Below are 15,277 nucleotides of genomic sequence, written 5' to 3' on the forward strand. Positions count from 1 at the left end.
CAATCGGAAATGGGGTATATCTAAAAGTGTGAAGACAACGAACCCATAAGGAGCAAATGAATGAACTGGTACGAGAAGCTGAGTGAATATTTTCCGATTGAAGAAATGAAATCAAAAGCGCATATGGAAGCTCTGTTGAAGGAGCAAAGCGATGTTTATCATAAAGAAGAGGGCCAGTACCACGTGCTGATGTATGCGGAATTTGACTCTTTTATCTTTATTGATTACCTGTTTGTGTCAAAGAAATCCAGAGGTCAAGGTCTCGGAAGCAAGCTGATCGGCAGGCTGAAAAAGAAAAACAAGCCGATTCTTCTTGAGGTGGAGCCTGTTGACGAGGATGACACGGATACACAGAAGCGTTTGCGTTTTTATCAAAGAGAGCATTTCAAGCACGCGCAGTCAATCGGGTATCGGCGCCGGTCATTGGCTACGAATGAAGTGAACAAAATGGAGATTCTGTACTGGTCACCTAAGACAGAGTCAGAAGAAGAAATGTTTGAAGCGATGAAACAGACATATGAAACCATTCACACTTATAAAGATGAAAAATGGTACGGAGAATCATACGAAAAAACGGATGAAGTTCTCAAAGTCATTGATGAGAACAAACGAAAAAACATTTTCGATCAGCTGAGCTAATTGAGAATGAAAAAATTCCGCAAAACGTAAATTTGCCGGATTGACACATTTTTTTCTCAGGAGACTGTTCACACTTACTTTTTTATAGTATAATACCTATAAAGATTCCTTTTTTAAAGTCATTTCAATTTGAGAATACAAACATGTTCATCCTACTAATTAGAGGAGTGAAGATTAATGGTTACATTATACACATCACCTAGCTGTACGTCATGCAGAAAAGCAAGAGCTTGGCTTGAAGAGCACGAGATTCCGTTTGAAGAAAGAAACATCTTCTCCGAGCCGTTATCAATTGATGAGATCAAGCAGATTCTGCGTATGACTGAAGACGGTACGGATGAAATTATCTCTACCCGTTCTAAAGTATTCCAGAAACTAAACGTAAACGTTGAATCAATGCCTCTTCAAGACTTGTACACTTTGATCAATGAGCATCCGGGACTGCTCCGCCGTCCGATCATCATTGATGAAAAACGTCTGCAAGTCGGCTATAACGAAGACGAAATCAGACGATTCCTGCCAAGAAAAGTGCGTTCTTTCCAATTAAGAGAAGCACAGCGTCTTGCCAACTGATATAAGCTTACGATAAGCATGGAAAAAGCCCAAAACCATCGCGTTTTGGGCTTTTTGTTATTTTTCAGTCTGTTGATAAATCATACTGGCGAGTATGACAAAAACGACGGTCAAAATCGGCAGCATCATCTGTATTGCGCTGTGTTCTGCCATGAAAAATGACAGTTTGCTGTCTCCGGCAATCATTTCACCGCCGGTAAACGCGAGAAGGCCGCTCCCGGCATACATCAATAAAGGCATTTTGTCCATAGCGGCATGAACGAGCTTGCTGCCCCAGATGATGATCGGCACCGAGATGAAGAGCCCGATCACAACAAGTGTAAGCTCACCGTGAGAAGCGCCGGCTACAGCAATGACATTGTCAAGCGACATAAAGATATCAGCCAGAACGATTGTGCGGATGGCTTTCCAAAGGGAAGAACTGCTTTTCACATGCTGCGCATCTTTCTTCTCGATCAGAAGCTGATAGCCGAGATACAATAAAAACACTCCGCCTGCGCATTGTAAAAAAGGAACATTCAATAAATAGACCGCGGCGCTCGTCAGAACGATTCTTAAGACGACTGCGATAAACGTTCCGAAGATGATCGCTTGCTGTCTTTGCTTATGCGCCAGATTCCGGCTGGCCATCGCGATGACGACGGCATTGTCACCGCCGAGAATGAGGTCAATTCCGATAATGAGCAGAAGGGACAGCAGGTAATCGTGCGGCATAATAACACCTCGCTTATAGATCGGTTGCTTGTACAGCTAATATATGAGGCGGTGCGCTATTTATGATGAGAACCGGGAGAAAGCCTGTTTTTCGGTGTGAAAATGCTTTTTTATTTCTTTTATAACTGTTTTATCATAAAATAGAAATATAAAGAATTTGCGCTGTCTTCTATAAGGTTAAGATGTGGACGGAATGGGTAAAGTGTAGTAAAGTACTATTCATCGGGAGCTTAGATGTCCCTTCAACATCTTATAAAGAAGGGAAGGTTGGCAAAATGGAAATAGAAAGAATTAATGAGCATACAGTAAAATTTTATATGTCTTATGGTGATATTGAAGATCGCGGTTTTGACAGAGAAGAAATCTGGTACAATCGCGAGCGCAGTGAAGAACTGTTCTGGGAAGTCATGGATGAAGTGCATGATGAAGAGGAATTCGCTGTCGAGGGTCCTCTTTGGATTCAGGTTCAGGCATTGGACAAAGGACTGGAAATAATCGTAACAAAAGCCCAGCTTTCCAAGGACGGACAAAAACTCGAACTGCCGATCCCGGAAGATAAAAAACAAGAGCCGGCAGATGAAAATCTCGATGCTCTACTTGATGATTTCCAGAAAGAAGAGCAGGCCGAGAATCGGGAGGATAAGGAGCAAAAGCTTCAGTTCACTTTGCGGTTCGACGATTTTGAGGATCTCATCTCGCTATCAAAATTGAATCTTAACGGAATTAAAACGACCCTGTATTCGTTTGAAGACCGATATTATTTATATGCAGATTTTTATGAGCAAACTGATGAAGAGGTTGAAAATCAGCTAAGCATCCTGTTGGAGTACGCGCAAGAATCATCAGTCAGCATTCACCGTCTTGAAGAATACGGAAAATTGGTGATCGCTGATCATGCGTTATATACGATAAAAAAACACTTTGCATCATAACAAACCGATTTCTCTCAGCAGAAATCGGTTTTTTTTTGTTCTGAATGACTTTATGAACGGCTGAAAATTGCATAACGGCTCTCATCCGCAAAAAGGAGTATGCCTTCTTTCTGCTGAATACATCAAGATTCAGGAAAGGAGAAGATGCAGCATGTTCAGTGCTTTGACTGCCGAGGGACAGCTCATTCAGCTGGCCGGAAGCTATTCAAAAGAAAAAGCGGCGGAGCTGAGAAAGAAACGCTGGTTCTGCCCCGTTTGTGAAAGTGAGCTTGATATTAAATTGGGACGGGAAAAACTGCCGCACTTCGCTCATAAAAAAAGCAGGCTGTGCCCGGGAGAATCCGAACCCGAAAGCGAATATCATCTGGAAGGAAAAAGACAGCTTTTTCTCTGGCTTAAGACACAAGGTTGCGCCGTCAGCCTAGAGCCGTATCTGCCTTCCGCCCGACAGCGGCCTGATCTGACGGCGGAAAGCGGCACAGAGCGGCTGGCTTTTGAATTTCAATGTGCAAACCTTTCGGCAGATTCTTTAAAGAGCCGGACGGCCGGCTTGAAAAACGCCGGGTATCGGCCTGTCTGGATCATCGGAGCAAAACGCTTAAAACGGCTGGCTGCGCATTTTTTCCGGCTTTCTGCTTATCACTGGCAATTATTTGAAGTTAACTCATTTTCCTCCTTGATGTTTTACTGCCCCGATGTCCGCTCCTTTTATAAGCTTCATTCCATCACCCCGTTTTACACCGGCTATTCTTATGCCGGCTTAACCATGATCCCTCTTCATAAAGCAAACCTGAAAGACATTTCTCTCCCGGAGGGCCGGCACAGCGTCAACCTTTCCTCTTGGGGACGCGCCGTAGCAGGCTTCCGCAAAAAAAGCGGCCGGTTTTTATCTGAAGATGCAGGTCTTATCCGGCAACTTTTTTACGAACGGCATCAGATTGCCTTTCCTTTTCTGCCTTCTGAAGTGTTTATCCCCGTTTCAGCGGGCTTTGTGTTTGCAAGTCCCGTTTTTGTGTGGCAGGGCCATTTATACTTGCGGCTTGCGGAGCTTTGTGAAAAAGGCGCACCGATCCGGTTATCCGGCATGGTTCATTATTTGCGGCAAAAAATCCGGCGGCAGGAGATCAGGATGCGGTATGATTCACATGAAGATCTCATCAGAATGGCGATAAAACAATATGCTGATTTCTTATGTTTGCAGGATTTTTTAAGGGAAACTGAGAATGAAGTATATATGCCTTCAACCCAACACAAGCGCCCTCAAACGGCCGAAGAGCTGCACCGCCGGGACCTGCTCTTTTTTAGGGAATGAGAATGCTCCGTTTCGTTCACCCTAACGTCAAGGTGGTGGCTGAATGTGAAGGGCGTACAAGCATTTTGTTTTCGGTTTTTCATTGTATTATTGGTATGCTCGGTCTTATACGCCGCATATGATTTGACAAAAGGCAGTGAAAAGCCGGAAGATAATCACAACACAAGCTTTTGGAGAAACAATCATTTTTTCAATTGGCTTGAAATAAAGAAAACGAGGGGGATCACCATGACTGAGGAAAATAAAGCAGCACAGCTGCCTGACAGAAGTGAAGTAAAGGCAGAGCATACATGGAGACTAGAGGATATTTTTCCTAGTGATGAGGCCTGGAATAAAGAATTTCAAGCAGTTAAAGAATTAATTCCGAATTTATCTTCCTTTAAAGGCACGCTTGCTCATTCAGCCGATAATTTATACGCGGGGCTTACCGCACAGGATGAAGTGACGAGCCGTCTGGGAAAACTTTATGCATACGCGCATATGCGCTCAGATCAGGATACGGGAAATTCTTTCTACCAAGGACTGAACGACAAAGCCGCAAGTCTGTATTCTCAGGCCGCCAGTGCGACTGCTTACATTGAACCGGAAATTCTGGCGATTCAGGAGGACAAGCTGCATCAGTTTATTCTGGAAAAAGAAGAGCTTAAGGTTTACTCCCATGCCATTGAAGAAATTACAAAACAGCGTCCGCACGTGCTGAGCGAAAAAGAAGAGGCCCTGCTTGCGGAAGCGTCAGAAGCGCTGTCTTCGCCTTCCAATACATTCAGTGTTTTAAACAACGCCGATATTACGTTTCCGTCGATAAAAGATGAAAACGGCAAGGAAACTCAAATCACACACGGCAACTTTATTAATTTTCTGGAAAGCAGCGATCGGGAAGTCCGTAAAAACGCCTTTAAAGCCGTATATAAAACATACGGACAGTATAAAAACACGATGGCGACTACACTCAGTGGCACTGTGAAAAAAGATAATTTCTACGCCCGGGTGAAAAAATACAAATCAGCACGGGAAGCGGCTTTATCCAATAACAACATCCCTGAAGAAGTTTATGATAACCTTATCAAAACGATCAATAAACATCTTCCGTTATTACACCGTTACATTGATCTGCGGAAAAAGGTGCTCGGCCTTGATGAAGTCCACAATTATGACCTGTACACACCGCTTGTAAAAGATTCGGGAATGAAGGTCACATATGAGGAAGCAAAAGATTATATGCTCAAAGGGCTTGCTCCGTTAGGCGATGAATACGCGTCTATTTTAAAAGAAGGACTTGAAAACCGCTGGGTCGATGTATACGAAAACAAAGGAAAACGCAGCGGTGCTTATTCGTCCGGTACATACGGCACGAATCCGTACATCTTAATGAACTGGCACGACACTGTCAATAATCTGTTTACGCTCGTTCACGAGTTCGGCCATTCCGTGCACAGCTACTATACGAGAAAATATCAGCCGTATCCGTACGGAAACTACAGCATTTTTGTCGCTGAAGTCGCTTCTACGACCAATGAAGCGCTGCTCGGTGAATATATGCTGAACAGCTTAAAAGATGAAAAACAGCGTCTGTATCTTCTCAACCACATGCTTGAAGGTTTCAGAGGCACAGTCTTCAGACAGACGATGTTCGCTGAATTTGAGCATCTGATTCATACGAAAGCGCAAGAAGGCGAGCCGTTAACGCCTGAACTGCTGAACAAGCTTTATTATGATCTGAATAAAAAGTATTTCGGAGACAACATGGTAATTGATGAAGAAATCAGCCTGGAATGGTCAAGAATTCCGCATTTCTATTACAATTATTATGTGTATCAATATGCGACAGGCTACAGTGCGGCTCAAGCGCTGAGCAGCCAGATCTTAAAAGAAGGCAAGCCTGCGGTTGAGCGTTATACCAACTTCTTAAAAGCCGGAAGCTCAGAATATCCGATCGACATCCTGAAAAAAGCGGGAGTCGATATGACTTCGCCTGAACCGATCGAAGCTGCCTGCAAAATGTTTGAAGAGAAACTGAATGAAATGGAAGAACTCCTTTCGAAAGTGAATCCTTCCTAATACAAAAAAGCCTGTGCATTAGATGCGCAGGCTTTTTAAAATCCTTTAAACGTTTTTCGGTGATTCAGCCGGTACAGGGCAAACAATATGGATAGAAACAGCAGGGGAGATGTAATGTAAATCGGCAGCATATGCATCATAGCCAGCAGATTTAAAAAGAAGAAAAACACAATCATTCCGATGATCAATACGGTGCGGAGCATTTATGTCCCTCCTTGTTTTCATTGATATATTCTATGAAAACAAGCAGTCAGTTATGTTTTGTGACAAAAATATGAACATTAAGCTTATGGCTTGTCAAAACTCGACAAGATTTGATATGATAAGGATGTGAAATTGATCACAAACAAACATTACCCCTTTGTTTGACCGTGAAAAATTTCTCCCATCCCCTTTGTTGTCGTTAAGACATATGAAACCGCGCTTATCCCGGCGCGGTTTCTTTATTTGCACAAAAAAAGCCGGCTCCGTAAGGAATCAGCTTTTTTTAATGATCATAGCAGGTGACATCTTCCTTGGTGCCGGCCAGGGATTTCCAAAACAGACCGTGCTTTGCTTCCACTCTGGCGACCTTTTTGGCGAATGCCAGTTTTTTCATTTCTTTTTCAACTTCTTCAAGACTTAAATCATAAACAAGTGCAATTTCTTTCGATGCGACAAACCGGAAATATTCAATGAAACATTCCAAAGGCGGCATTTCAGAAGGCTTCGGTTCATCGCCGAGCATTTCGAATAAGATTTCTTCGTATACGTCATAAGAATAGTTGCCTGGCACCTTCAGCCCTTCATCATCATGCAGGCTGTTAAAGAACGTCAATGTCGGATTGACGGTGACGTCCATTTCCGCCGCGATTTTCATATCGCACTGAAGCGCTTTGACTGCGCTTTGTGAATGGAGGTCGCGTTTGAATTCTTCGACATCCAATTTCGTCTTTTTGGCAATCTCTAAAAGAACGTCTTCATCCGTAATATTCTGCTTTGAGACAAACAGGCTTTCCTGCATGTTGCGAAGAAACACGATGCCGGCCTTTCTTCCTTGCAGTTCGGCCGCTTTTAACGCGAGTGCGGCAAGGTAAGGCGATGACAAAGGCTGTTCCTGCTCAAGCCAAAGGCTTCCGTCACAAGGCATCCCGGAACGGTTCGAAATTTTTTCCCAAGCTTCGGCAAGAAGGTGTTTTTTCCGTTTTTGCTTATTCAGCGACGTGATACTCGCGGAGACAATGATCCGCAGCGTAAAAAAACGTCCGTATCTGATTTTTAGTTTTTTTATGGCGGGTTCCAGCGACCAGCATTCAGGACATAAAGGGTCAACAAACATGTAAATTTCCAGCGGTTTTTTTGGATGTCCGTGGCAATGGGCGAAGTATTGCTCATGCTGATAATTCGTCAATATGATCGATCCTCCGCTTCCGACTGGTTTACCATATGTCTGGCCGTTAATTCCAGACGCCCGTACAGAAATTCACGAATATCGCCCTCTAGCCCGACATGATCCATCGCACTGCTCATACAGCTTAACCACGCATCAGCCCTCTCGGCCGTAATCGGAAAGGGAAGATGCCTTGCCCTGAGCATGGGATGTCCGTGCTCTTCTGTGTAAAGGGGAGGCCCGCCTAAATACTGGGTTAAAAATTGCTTTTGTTTTCTGGCCGTTTCAGTCAAATCACTTGGGAATATTGGTTTCAGCAAGGGATGAGACGAGACACGCTCATAAAAAGTATCAACAAGTTGCGATAGAAGTTCCTCTCCAATCGCTTCATATGGTGCGTTAAACGATTGTCCCATGTTGACTACTCCTTTATATGGCTAATAGGAACCATCATTCCTATTGCGAAATTATCTTTCAGTTTTACTATCTTCAGTTACTGTATATTTTAGCAATAACATTTTATTTCTACAAACAAAGTGCCTTTCTGTCAGGCGCTTGTATTTCATATCATATCACATCGCCTTCATTCATGTGTAAGATTTCACTCCGCAAAAAAACCAGAGAAGGAAGCCTCTCTGGTTTACGCGTAATACTGCCGGGTTATGTTTTTGACATATTGCTGTGTTTCCTTAAACGGCGGAACGCCTCCGTACCGATCTACGTTGCCGGGGCCCGCGTTGTAGGCGGCTAACGCCAAGGACACATTCCCGTCGTATTTCGTGAGCATCTGCTTTAAGTACTTCGTGCCGCCGTCAGCGTTCTGGACGGGATCAAGCGGGTTTGACACCCCGAGTGATTCAGCCGTGGAAGGCATAAGCTGCATCAACCCCATTGCCCCCGCGCCGCTGACCGCTTTCGGATTAAAGCCCGATTCCTGTTTAATAACGGCGCGGATCAGCTTTTCGTCCACTCCATATTTCTCGGCCGCTTTTTGAATGGCGCTGTCTATTGAAAAGTTTCCGGTGCTGATGTCAGAAGCCGCATTCGCAGGCTTAATGCTTTGAGAAGCGGTCTGTGATGCGTCCGCTGAACTGGCTGTAACCGGAATTCTCGGTGAATATGAAGTGTGAGCGGTCCGCACCCCGTTTAAAATTCCCGCTTCCGGCTGCTGCCGGACGGCTGTGTCCGTATACTGGCTGAGCAGCGCGCTGAAATCTGAAAGCGGGCTTTGTGAAGATTGTCCGCTTGAAGCCGTGCCTGTATTAGAGATTGATTGCAGCGCCATTGATTGAAGCTGGAGAATGGCCGCCCAATTCGTTATATTCACTCTGTCATTCCACCTTTTTTTGTTTCTGTTCATAAAAACGCTGGATTTTATTTTTAGTGGTCCGCTCCGGGATGCTGAATTGCTTGAGCAATTGTTCAAACGCCCGTTTTCCTTCGTCCCAGTCAGCGGCCTCGAATTCCAATTCAAAGTCTTCTTTCTCTAAATATCGGCTGTGATCTAAAATGATTAAGCCTTTTTCTGATTCTTTTTCCGCGCGTTCAGTTGACAGCGTTCCGAACCAGCAAATGTGTTCTGAATTGATACCGAGACCTTCCAGCTGCCGTTTGACAGGGCCTTCCGGAATCTTAAAGCCGTCAAGGTCAGGTGACGTAAGCTCTTGGTGCGTTTCCAGCAGACCGACCGCGGCAGGCTCTTTTAATGTCAGGACGAACGCGCCGTTTTTTTCACGGATGCGGAGGGCTGATTTTTTTTGTTTCAGAGAAAAATCTTTTGTGTCGAAATAATGATTGATCTGCTGCTTAAAATCATGTTTTTTCATGCCGAGTGCTTCACTTAGTTTCTGAAATTCTGATTTTGTCAGCAGATTTTTGAACTCAATTTCTATTTCTTGGGTCATGACAGTCTTCCTTTCAGGACGAAAAATTGTATAATTCCCATTATCTCTTTAGAGGTTACGTTTATCAATATCGACCTTGATATGATAAAATAAATGCTGTACTTTGTTAAAAAAGGAGAACATTATGCAAAAGAGAATTGAAATCCAAAATGCATCATTAACAGAAGACGCGCTCCGACTGAAGTGCGGAGAAGACTTAAGCGGAGCGGAACGCAAAGCCTCAGGTCAAATGCTTGTTGATTCCGATCACTTTGCTTTTGTATACATACTTGAAACAGCTGACTCTTTTGAATATGTCATTATAAAAGACCATGTATGGCCGGATCTGAAAGAGGCCCTTGACCAAAGAAAACCGGCGGTGCTTGAGGCCGGCGGCAAAACGGTTGAACTTTCAGGGCTGCATGAAGAACTCGATTATCTTATTGAAAATATTAAAGATAATGCAAACTACGGAGATATGGAAGAAAAAGTGAAAAGCGTATTTCTTTAGAACAGGTTCGGAATTGGGGGATGTACGATGGATGACAAACAATGGGAGCAATTTCTAGCGCCATACCGCCAGGCTGTTGAAGAATTAAAGGTGAAGCTGAAAGGTGTCAGAACCCTTTATGAGTATGAAGATGATCACTCACCGATTGAATTTGTGACAGGCCGCGTAAAGCCGGTGGCGAGCATACTTGAAAAAGCGAGACGGAAAAGCATACCGCTTCATCAGATTGAAACGATGCAGGATATCGCGGGGCTTCGTATTATGTGCCAATTTGTAGATGATATCCAGATCGTCAAAAATATGCTGTTTGCCAGAAAAGATTTTACCGTTGTCGACCAGCGGGATTACATAGCAGAGCATAAAGAAAGCGGATATCGGTCTTACCACCTTGTCGTTTTATATCCTTTACAGACAGCGTCCGGAGAAAAGCACCTTCTTGTAGAAATACAGATTCGGACGCTTGCCATGAACTTTTGGGCAACCATTGAGCATTCACTGAATTACAAATACAGCGGGAACATTCCCGAAAAAGTAAAGCTGAGGCTGCAGCGGGCCTCAGAAGCCGCATCCCGGCTCGATGAAGAAATGTCAGAAATCCGCGGAGAGATCCAGGAAGCCCAAGCCGCGTTTTCACGAAAGAAAAAAGCGGGCGGCCACCAGTAGGAAAGGAGGGGAATGGCATGAAATTTGCCGTTTCTTCAAAAGGAGACGAGGTTTCAGATACACTGAAAAGCAAAATACAGGCGTATTTACTCGATTTTGACATGACCTTGGATGAAAAAGAGCCGGAAATCGTTATTTCCGTCGGCGGTGACGGAACGCTTCTTTACGCGTTCCACAGGTACAGCGACCGTCTCGATAAAACTGCTTTTGTCGGGGTTCACACGGGGCATTTGGGTTTTTATGCCGATTGGGTTCCGCAGGAGATAGAGAAGCTTGTTCTGGCCATCGCCAAAACGCCGTATCACACCGTGGAGTATCCCCTTCTTGAGGTGATTGTCACTTATCATGATGAAGAACGTGAGGAGCGGTATCTGGCTTTGAACGAATGTACGATCAAAAGCATAGAAGGCAGTCTCGTCGCTGACGTTGAAATTAAAGGCCAGCTGTTTGAAACGTTCAGGGGAGACGGTTTATGTCTGTCCACGCCTTCCGGAAGCACGGCTTATAATAAAGCGTTAGGCGGCGCGATCATCCACCCTTCCATCAGAGCGATTCAGCTTGCGGAAATGGCATCCATCAATAACAGAGTGTTCAGGACTGTCGGTTCGCCGCTTTTGCTTCCCGATCATCATAACTGTGTCATCAAGCCGAGAAACGAAGTCGACTTCCAAGTCACGATAGATCATTTAACCTTGCTGCATAAGGATGTCAAGTCTATTCTGTGCCGGGTGGCAAAAGAAAAAGTCAGATTTGCAAGATTCCGCCCGTTTCCGTTTTGGAAAAGAGTGCAGGACTCCTTTATCGGAAAAGGCGAATAGAAAGAGGAAACGGATTGAAAAACTTTTTTATCCAAAAGAACATTTCTGCCCCGGAAGCCGGCATGACGGTAAAAGAATATACGGCGCAGCTCGGCATTTCAAAGCGGCTTCTCGCTGATATTAAATTCGGCGGCGGAGACCTTCTTGTAAACGGAGAGCACGTAACCGTCCGCACCGTGTTAGCGGCCGGAGATGTGCTTAAGATTGAATTCCCAAAGGAGCATGTGAGTGAAACGCTTTTGCCTGAGCCGGTTCCGCTTGATATCCTTTATGAAGATGACCATGTGCTTGTGGTCAATAAACAGCCGTATGTTTCCTCAATTCCATCAAGAGAGCACCCGTCCGAAAGCATCGCGAACGGAGTGATCAGCCACTATCGTAAAAACGGCGTGCAGTCAACAGTTCATCTTGTCACCCGTCTTGACAGGGATACATCGGGAGCGATGCTGATCGCCAAGCATCGGCTTGCCCATTCCCTTTTGTCGGCAGCGCAGAAGAAGGGCCTTGTTAACAGGCGGTATCTCGCTGTCGTACACGGCGTCATTCTGCAGAAAGAAGGAACGGTGGACGCGCCCATCGGAAGAAAGCCCGACAGTATTATTGAGCGGATGGTAACGCCGGAGGGACAAAAAGCAGTGACGCATTTTCAAGCGGAAAAAGCGGGACATGCGTCCACGCTTGCAGCGTTACGTCTGGAGACGGGGCGGACGCATCAAATCCGGGTGCACATGAGTTATCTCGGCCATCCGTTAGTCGGCGATACACTGTACGGCGGAAAAAACGAGGGAATTGCACGGCAGGCTCTTCACAGTGAGCTGCTTTCATTTGTACACCCCATGACCGGAGAAACGCTCGTTTTTCATGCCCCCGTTCCTGACGATATGAAAACATTGATTGAACACATATAAAGCCCGAACCGTTAACCGGTCTCGGGCTTTTTTTCATGTCTGCGTGCCGTCATCCTCGCGAAATCGTGATGCATCATACGGCATTGAGCTTGTTACAGAAACGGTTTCGTGCTCCGGAAAACGAAAGCCTGTCAGCTTATTGCCGAAGACACAGCCTGTATCAATATTGATCGTACGGTTGACGATCCGGGGGCGTTTTACCGGGGTATGGCCGTAAACCACCCATGCTTTGCCTTCATAAGCGGCAGCCCAGTCTCTTCTGACGGGCCTGCCGTCGGGATAGGTTTCTCCCGTGATATCACCGTACAGAACAAACTCCTTCACCTTACGCGTGTATTTACCGATATCGTCAGCTTTTATGCCAGCGTGGGCGACAACGAGCTCGCCGTTATGTAAAATGTCGTAAAGCGGCGCTGACTCATATAATCGGATAAACTGTCTGGATATTTCCGTTCTGTCAGCGGGAGACAGCTCTTTCAGTTCCGCTGCCGTTGTTTCCAGTCCGTGCATCACTTTTACGGGGTTTCCTTTTAAGTAGCGATACAGTTTGTTGCAATGATTTCCCGGGACATAACGGACGGCCCCTTTTTCATATGCTTTTGTCACAAAACGCATCACCTCAACGGATTTAGGGCCTCTGTCGGTTAAGTCCCCCGCAAAGACAAGCGTTCTGCCTTCAGGATGGACGGGCGTTTCCGTCTTTCACTTCATATCCGAGCTTTTGCATTAAAGCGATCATTTCGTCATAACATCCGTGTATATCGCTGATGATGTCATAAGCCATTTGTGTCAGCCTCCTTTGAACGGTTTTTTATTTATTATGGGGTTAATTCCTATACCTAATTACGCTGTTTTGGCACAAATTAAAAAAAGAATTAAAGAAATAAAGCCTTATCACTTTTTTTTCGCGGTCAGCCTTGTTAGAATATGCGTTATGTTTTTAAAAAAGTAAGGTTTTGTCCGCTTTAAGCGGGCTTTTATAACCCTTGTTTTAAGGAGGTATTTACTAATGGAACACACATCAGTCGCATCTTTAGTCGTCGTTCTGATCGTCGCTTTTTTGACGCCGCTCCTTTTGCATCGGTTTAAGCTCAGCATTCCGGTTGTCGTCGCGGAAATCATCATGGGGCTTATTATCGGAAAAAGCGGCCTGAATCTCGTCGTTCAGGGAGACACGTGGCTGGAGACGCTGTCTGTCCTCGGCTTTATCTTTTTAATGTTCTTAAGCGGTTTGGAAATTGATTTTTCGTCATTTGAGAAAGGGAAGAAAAAACAATTCCTTCCGAACGGCAAGGAAGCGCCCAACACGTTTTCTGCCGCACTGATTATATTTTTCGGCATCTTTATTTTATCATTGCTGCTGTCCTACGGCTTTGTCTTAGCCGGTTTTATTCAAAACGCATTTTTAATGACGCTTATTATTTCGACGATATCACTCGGAGTGGTGGTTCCGACCTTAAAAGAAGAAAGGATCATGAACTCCAACATCGGCCAGATCATTCTGCTTGTCGCCGTTATTGCGGACTTGGTTACGATGATTCTGCTCGCTTTCTTCTCTTCTCTTTACGGAGAAGACAGCGGAAATATGTGGCTTCTTTTGATTCTCTTTGCCGCGGGAGTCGTGCTGTATTTCTTCGGCAGGATCTTTAAACACCGCTCATTTGTGCAGTCGATGTCTAAAGGCACCGTTCAGATCGGCACGAGAGCCATTTTCACACTGATTATCGTGCTTGTCGCTTTGTCAGAATCTCTCGGGGCGGAAAATATTCTCGGCGCGTTTTTAGCAGGCGTTTTGGTATCGCTTCTGTCTCCGAATAAAGAGATGGTGGAGCAGCTGGATTCATTCGGATACGGGTTTTTAATTCCGATCTTTTTCGTCATGGTCGGGGTGAAACTGGACATTTGGACGCTCTTCCAAGATCCGAAAATATTGACGATGATCCCGCTGCTTCTGATTGCGCTGTTTATCAGCAAAATGCTCCCGGTGATTTATTTAAAGAAATGGTATGACAAAAGAACCGTGTTTGCTTCGGGGTTTTTGCTGACATCCACGCTTTCGCTTGTCATCGCGGCGGCTACGATCGGAGAAAGGCTCCACATTATCAGCGCTAATATGTCCGGCGCGCTGACGTTGGTTGCGGTTATTGCCAGCATCATCACACCGATCGGATTTAAAAAATTATACAAACGGCAAAGTGCGCCGCAGGAGAAAAAGCGCATTACATTTATCGGCGCAAATCAAATGACGCTCCCGGTGACGCTGGAATTGCCTGATGAGGAATATGAAGTTCGGGTCGTTCATGTGGATCAGGAAAATGCCGGAGAAAAGCTTGCGGAATCCGTTTTTTCGGTTGAGACCATTTCTGATTATGAGCCCGGCACGCTTGAGTCCCACGATATTTTCAAAACGGATATCCTTGTAGTGGCGACGGGCAATGAAGACGTGAACGCTGAAATCGCCTTAATCGCGAAAGAGAAAGGGACTGAGCGTATCATTGCGAGCGTCGGCTCGGTTGAACATGAAACAAAACTGAAGGAAGAGGGCATCAGTATTTTTTCTATCCTTCTGTCTACAAAAACGCTGCTGCGCGCGTTAATCGAGGCGCCCGGCGTGATGAGCCTCCTGACGAACGAAGAGTCTTCGCTTTATCAGATCAATCTGGAAAACACGGCGTATAACGGCATCATTCTCCGGGAATTTCCGCTGATGGGCGATGTGATTTTCGTCCGGATTTTCAGAGGTGTGGACAGCATCGTTCCGCACGGAGACACGCGGCTGAAAACAGGAGACCGTCTCATCGTTACGGGCTCGCGTAACTACGTGTCGAAACTGAGAAACATTCTTGAAGCTTGACCAAATTGCAATTCGTGATAAGATAGAAGGCATAACAAGTAAA

At 45.2% G+C, this 15,277-nt stretch carries 16 protein-coding genes and 1 pseudogene; 10 read left to right on the forward strand and 7 right to left on the reverse strand.

Features of this window, described 5'->3' with window-relative positions; all coding sequences use genetic code 11:
* Positions 1-60: 60 nt before the first annotated feature.
* Both ACW5MY_RS05965 and spx read left to right on the forward strand, forming a co-directional pair.
* Positions 61-639, forward strand: a complete 579-nt coding sequence (locus tag ACW5MY_RS05965; protein ID WP_013351830.1) for a GNAT family N-acetyltransferase — start codon at positions 61-63, stop codon at positions 637-639.
* 177 nt (positions 640-816) lie between these two features.
* Positions 817-1,212 carry a transcriptional regulator Spx gene (gene spx, locus ACW5MY_RS05970; RefSeq protein ID WP_003327578.1) on the forward strand — a complete coding sequence of 132 codons (396 nt, stop codon included), beginning with the start codon at positions 817-819 and terminating at the stop codon, positions 1,210-1,212.
* A gap of 57 nt (positions 1,213-1,269) precedes the next feature.
* On the opposite strand, the gene ACW5MY_RS05975 is transcribed toward spx, so the two are convergent.
* Positions 1,270-1,926, reverse strand: a complete 657-nt coding sequence (locus tag ACW5MY_RS05975) for a TerC family protein (protein ID WP_013351831.1) — start codon at positions 1,924-1,926, stop codon at positions 1,270-1,272.
* Between the two features lie 275 nt (positions 1,927-2,201).
* On the opposite strand from ACW5MY_RS05975, the gene mecA reads away from it, so the two are divergent.
* The 3 genes from mecA to pepF all read left to right on the forward strand — a co-directional run bounded on the left by mecA (position 2,202) and on the right by pepF (position 6,228).
* The gene (mecA, locus tag ACW5MY_RS05980; RefSeq protein ID WP_014470612.1) at positions 2,202-2,858 is read left to right on the forward strand and encodes an adaptor protein MecA; all 657 of its coding nucleotides are present in this window, start codon (positions 2,202-2,204) and stop codon (positions 2,856-2,858) included.
* A gap of 151 nt (positions 2,859-3,009) precedes the next feature.
* Complete coding sequence (locus ACW5MY_RS05985; RefSeq protein ID WP_013351833.1) at positions 3,010-4,170, forward strand: competence protein CoiA family protein; 1,161 nt, start codon at positions 3,010-3,012, stop codon at positions 4,168-4,170.
* A 228-nt stretch (positions 4,171-4,398) separates the two neighbouring features.
* The gene (gene pepF / locus ACW5MY_RS05990; protein ID WP_462061726.1) at positions 4,399-6,228 is read left to right on the forward strand and encodes an oligoendopeptidase F; all 1,830 of its coding nucleotides are present in this window, start codon (positions 4,399-4,401) and stop codon (positions 6,226-6,228) included.
* 35 nt (positions 6,229-6,263) lie between these two features.
* Here pepF and ACW5MY_RS05995 read toward each other — a convergent pair whose 3' ends face one another.
* The 5 genes from ACW5MY_RS05995 to ACW5MY_RS06015 all read right to left on the reverse strand — a co-directional run bounded on the left by ACW5MY_RS05995 (position 6,264) and on the right by ACW5MY_RS06015 (position 9,501).
* Positions 6,264-6,431, reverse strand: coding sequence for a hypothetical protein (locus ACW5MY_RS05995; protein WP_003155026.1), 168 nt, complete (start codon positions 6,429-6,431; stop codon positions 6,264-6,266).
* Between the two features lie 284 nt (positions 6,432-6,715).
* Positions 6,716-7,618, reverse strand: coding sequence for a protease adaptor protein SpxH (gene spxH, locus ACW5MY_RS06000; RefSeq protein WP_289394290.1), 903 nt, complete (start codon positions 7,616-7,618; stop codon positions 6,716-6,718).
* Positions 7,615-8,013, reverse strand: a complete 399-nt coding sequence (locus ACW5MY_RS06005; protein ID WP_013351836.1) for a globin domain-containing protein — start codon at positions 8,011-8,013, stop codon at positions 7,615-7,617. The genes spxH and ACW5MY_RS06005 overlap by 4 nt, the downstream gene beginning before the upstream one ends.
* Positions 8,014-8,237: 224 nt before the next feature.
* Positions 8,238-8,924: a lytic transglycosylase domain-containing protein gene (locus ACW5MY_RS06010; RefSeq protein WP_013351837.1), complete on the reverse strand. Its 687-nt coding sequence runs from the start codon at positions 8,922-8,924 to the stop codon at positions 8,238-8,240.
* A gap of 4 nt (positions 8,925-8,928) precedes the next feature.
* Positions 8,929-9,501: a CYTH domain-containing protein gene (locus tag ACW5MY_RS06015; protein ID WP_013351838.1), complete on the reverse strand. Its 573-nt coding sequence runs from the start codon at positions 9,499-9,501 to the stop codon at positions 8,929-8,931.
* Between the two features lie 124 nt (positions 9,502-9,625).
* On the opposite strand from ACW5MY_RS06015, the gene ACW5MY_RS06020 reads away from it, so the two are divergent.
* The 4 genes from ACW5MY_RS06020 to ACW5MY_RS06035 are packed head-to-tail and all read left to right on the forward strand — an operon-like array spanning position 9,626 to position 12,380.
* Positions 9,626-9,991: a UPF0738 family protein gene (locus ACW5MY_RS06020; protein WP_013351839.1), complete on the forward strand. Its 366-nt coding sequence runs from the start codon at positions 9,626-9,628 to the stop codon at positions 9,989-9,991.
* Between the two features lie 27 nt (positions 9,992-10,018).
* The gene (yjbM, locus tag ACW5MY_RS06025) at positions 10,019-10,654 is read left to right on the forward strand and encodes a GTP diphosphokinase (protein ID WP_013351840.1); all 636 of its coding nucleotides are present in this window, start codon (positions 10,019-10,021) and stop codon (positions 10,652-10,654) included.
* A 17-nt stretch (positions 10,655-10,671) separates the two neighbouring features.
* Entirely contained in the window at positions 10,672-11,472 is an 801-nt protein-coding gene (locus tag ACW5MY_RS06030; RefSeq protein WP_013351841.1) for an NAD kinase, read from the forward strand.
* A 14-nt stretch (positions 11,473-11,486) separates the two neighbouring features.
* Complete coding sequence (locus ACW5MY_RS06035) at positions 11,487-12,380, forward strand: RluA family pseudouridine synthase (protein ID WP_013351842.1); 894 nt, start codon at positions 11,487-11,489, stop codon at positions 12,378-12,380.
* Between the two features lie 33 nt (positions 12,381-12,413).
* Here ACW5MY_RS06035 and prpE read toward each other — a convergent pair.
* Positions 12,414-13,164 (reverse strand): annotated as a pseudogene (prpE, locus tag ACW5MY_RS06040) (bis(5'-nucleosyl)-tetraphosphatase PrpE).
* Between the two features lie 225 nt (positions 13,165-13,389).
* Between prpE and ACW5MY_RS06045 the strand changes: the two are divergent.
* Complete coding sequence (locus ACW5MY_RS06045) at positions 13,390-15,234, forward strand: monovalent cation:proton antiporter family protein (RefSeq protein WP_289394291.1); 1,845 nt, start codon at positions 13,390-13,392, stop codon at positions 15,232-15,234.
* Positions 15,235-15,277: the final 43 nt, after the last annotated feature.

It is taken from the genome of Bacillus sp. Bwzl_19 (assembly GCF_054900515.1).

Bases quoted from the DNA above. Each gene is read 5' to 3' on its own strand.
- ACW5MY_RS05965 (WP_013351830.1), top strand. From the start codon at position 61: ATGAACTGGTACGAGAAGCTGAGTGAATATTTTCCGATTGAAGAAATG.
- spx (WP_003327578.1), top strand. From the start codon at position 817: ATGGTTACATTATACACATCACCTAGCTGTACGTCATGCAGAAAAGCA.
- ACW5MY_RS05975 (WP_013351831.1), bottom strand. From the start codon at position 1,926: ATGCCGCACGATTACCTGCTGTCCCTTCTGCTCATTATCGGAATTGAC.
- mecA (WP_014470612.1), top strand. From the start codon at position 2,202: ATGGAAATAGAAAGAATTAATGAGCATACAGTAAAATTTTATATGTCT.
- ACW5MY_RS05985 (WP_013351833.1), top strand. From the start codon at position 3,010: ATGTTCAGTGCTTTGACTGCCGAGGGACAGCTCATTCAGCTGGCCGGA.
- pepF (WP_462061726.1), top strand. From the start codon at position 4,399: ATGACTGAGGAAAATAAAGCAGCACAGCTGCCTGACAGAAGTGAAGTA.
- ACW5MY_RS05995 (WP_003155026.1), bottom strand. From the start codon at position 6,431: ATGCTCCGCACCGTATTGATCATCGGAATGATTGTGTTTTTCTTCTTT.
- ACW5MY_RS06005 (WP_013351836.1), bottom strand. From the start codon at position 8,013: ATGGGACAATCGTTTAACGCACCATATGAAGCGATTGGAGAGGAACTT.
- ACW5MY_RS06015 (WP_013351838.1), bottom strand. From the start codon at position 9,501: ATGACCCAAGAAATAGAAATTGAGTTCAAAAATCTGCTGACAAAATCA.
- ACW5MY_RS06020 (WP_013351839.1), top strand. From the start codon at position 9,626: ATGCAAAAGAGAATTGAAATCCAAAATGCATCATTAACAGAAGACGCG.
- yjbM (WP_013351840.1), top strand. From the start codon at position 10,019: ATGGATGACAAACAATGGGAGCAATTTCTAGCGCCATACCGCCAGGCT.
- ACW5MY_RS06030 (WP_013351841.1), top strand. From the start codon at position 10,672: ATGAAATTTGCCGTTTCTTCAAAAGGAGACGAGGTTTCAGATACACTG.
- ACW5MY_RS06045 (WP_289394291.1), top strand. From the start codon at position 13,390: ATGGAACACACATCAGTCGCATCTTTAGTCGTCGTTCTGATCGTCGCT.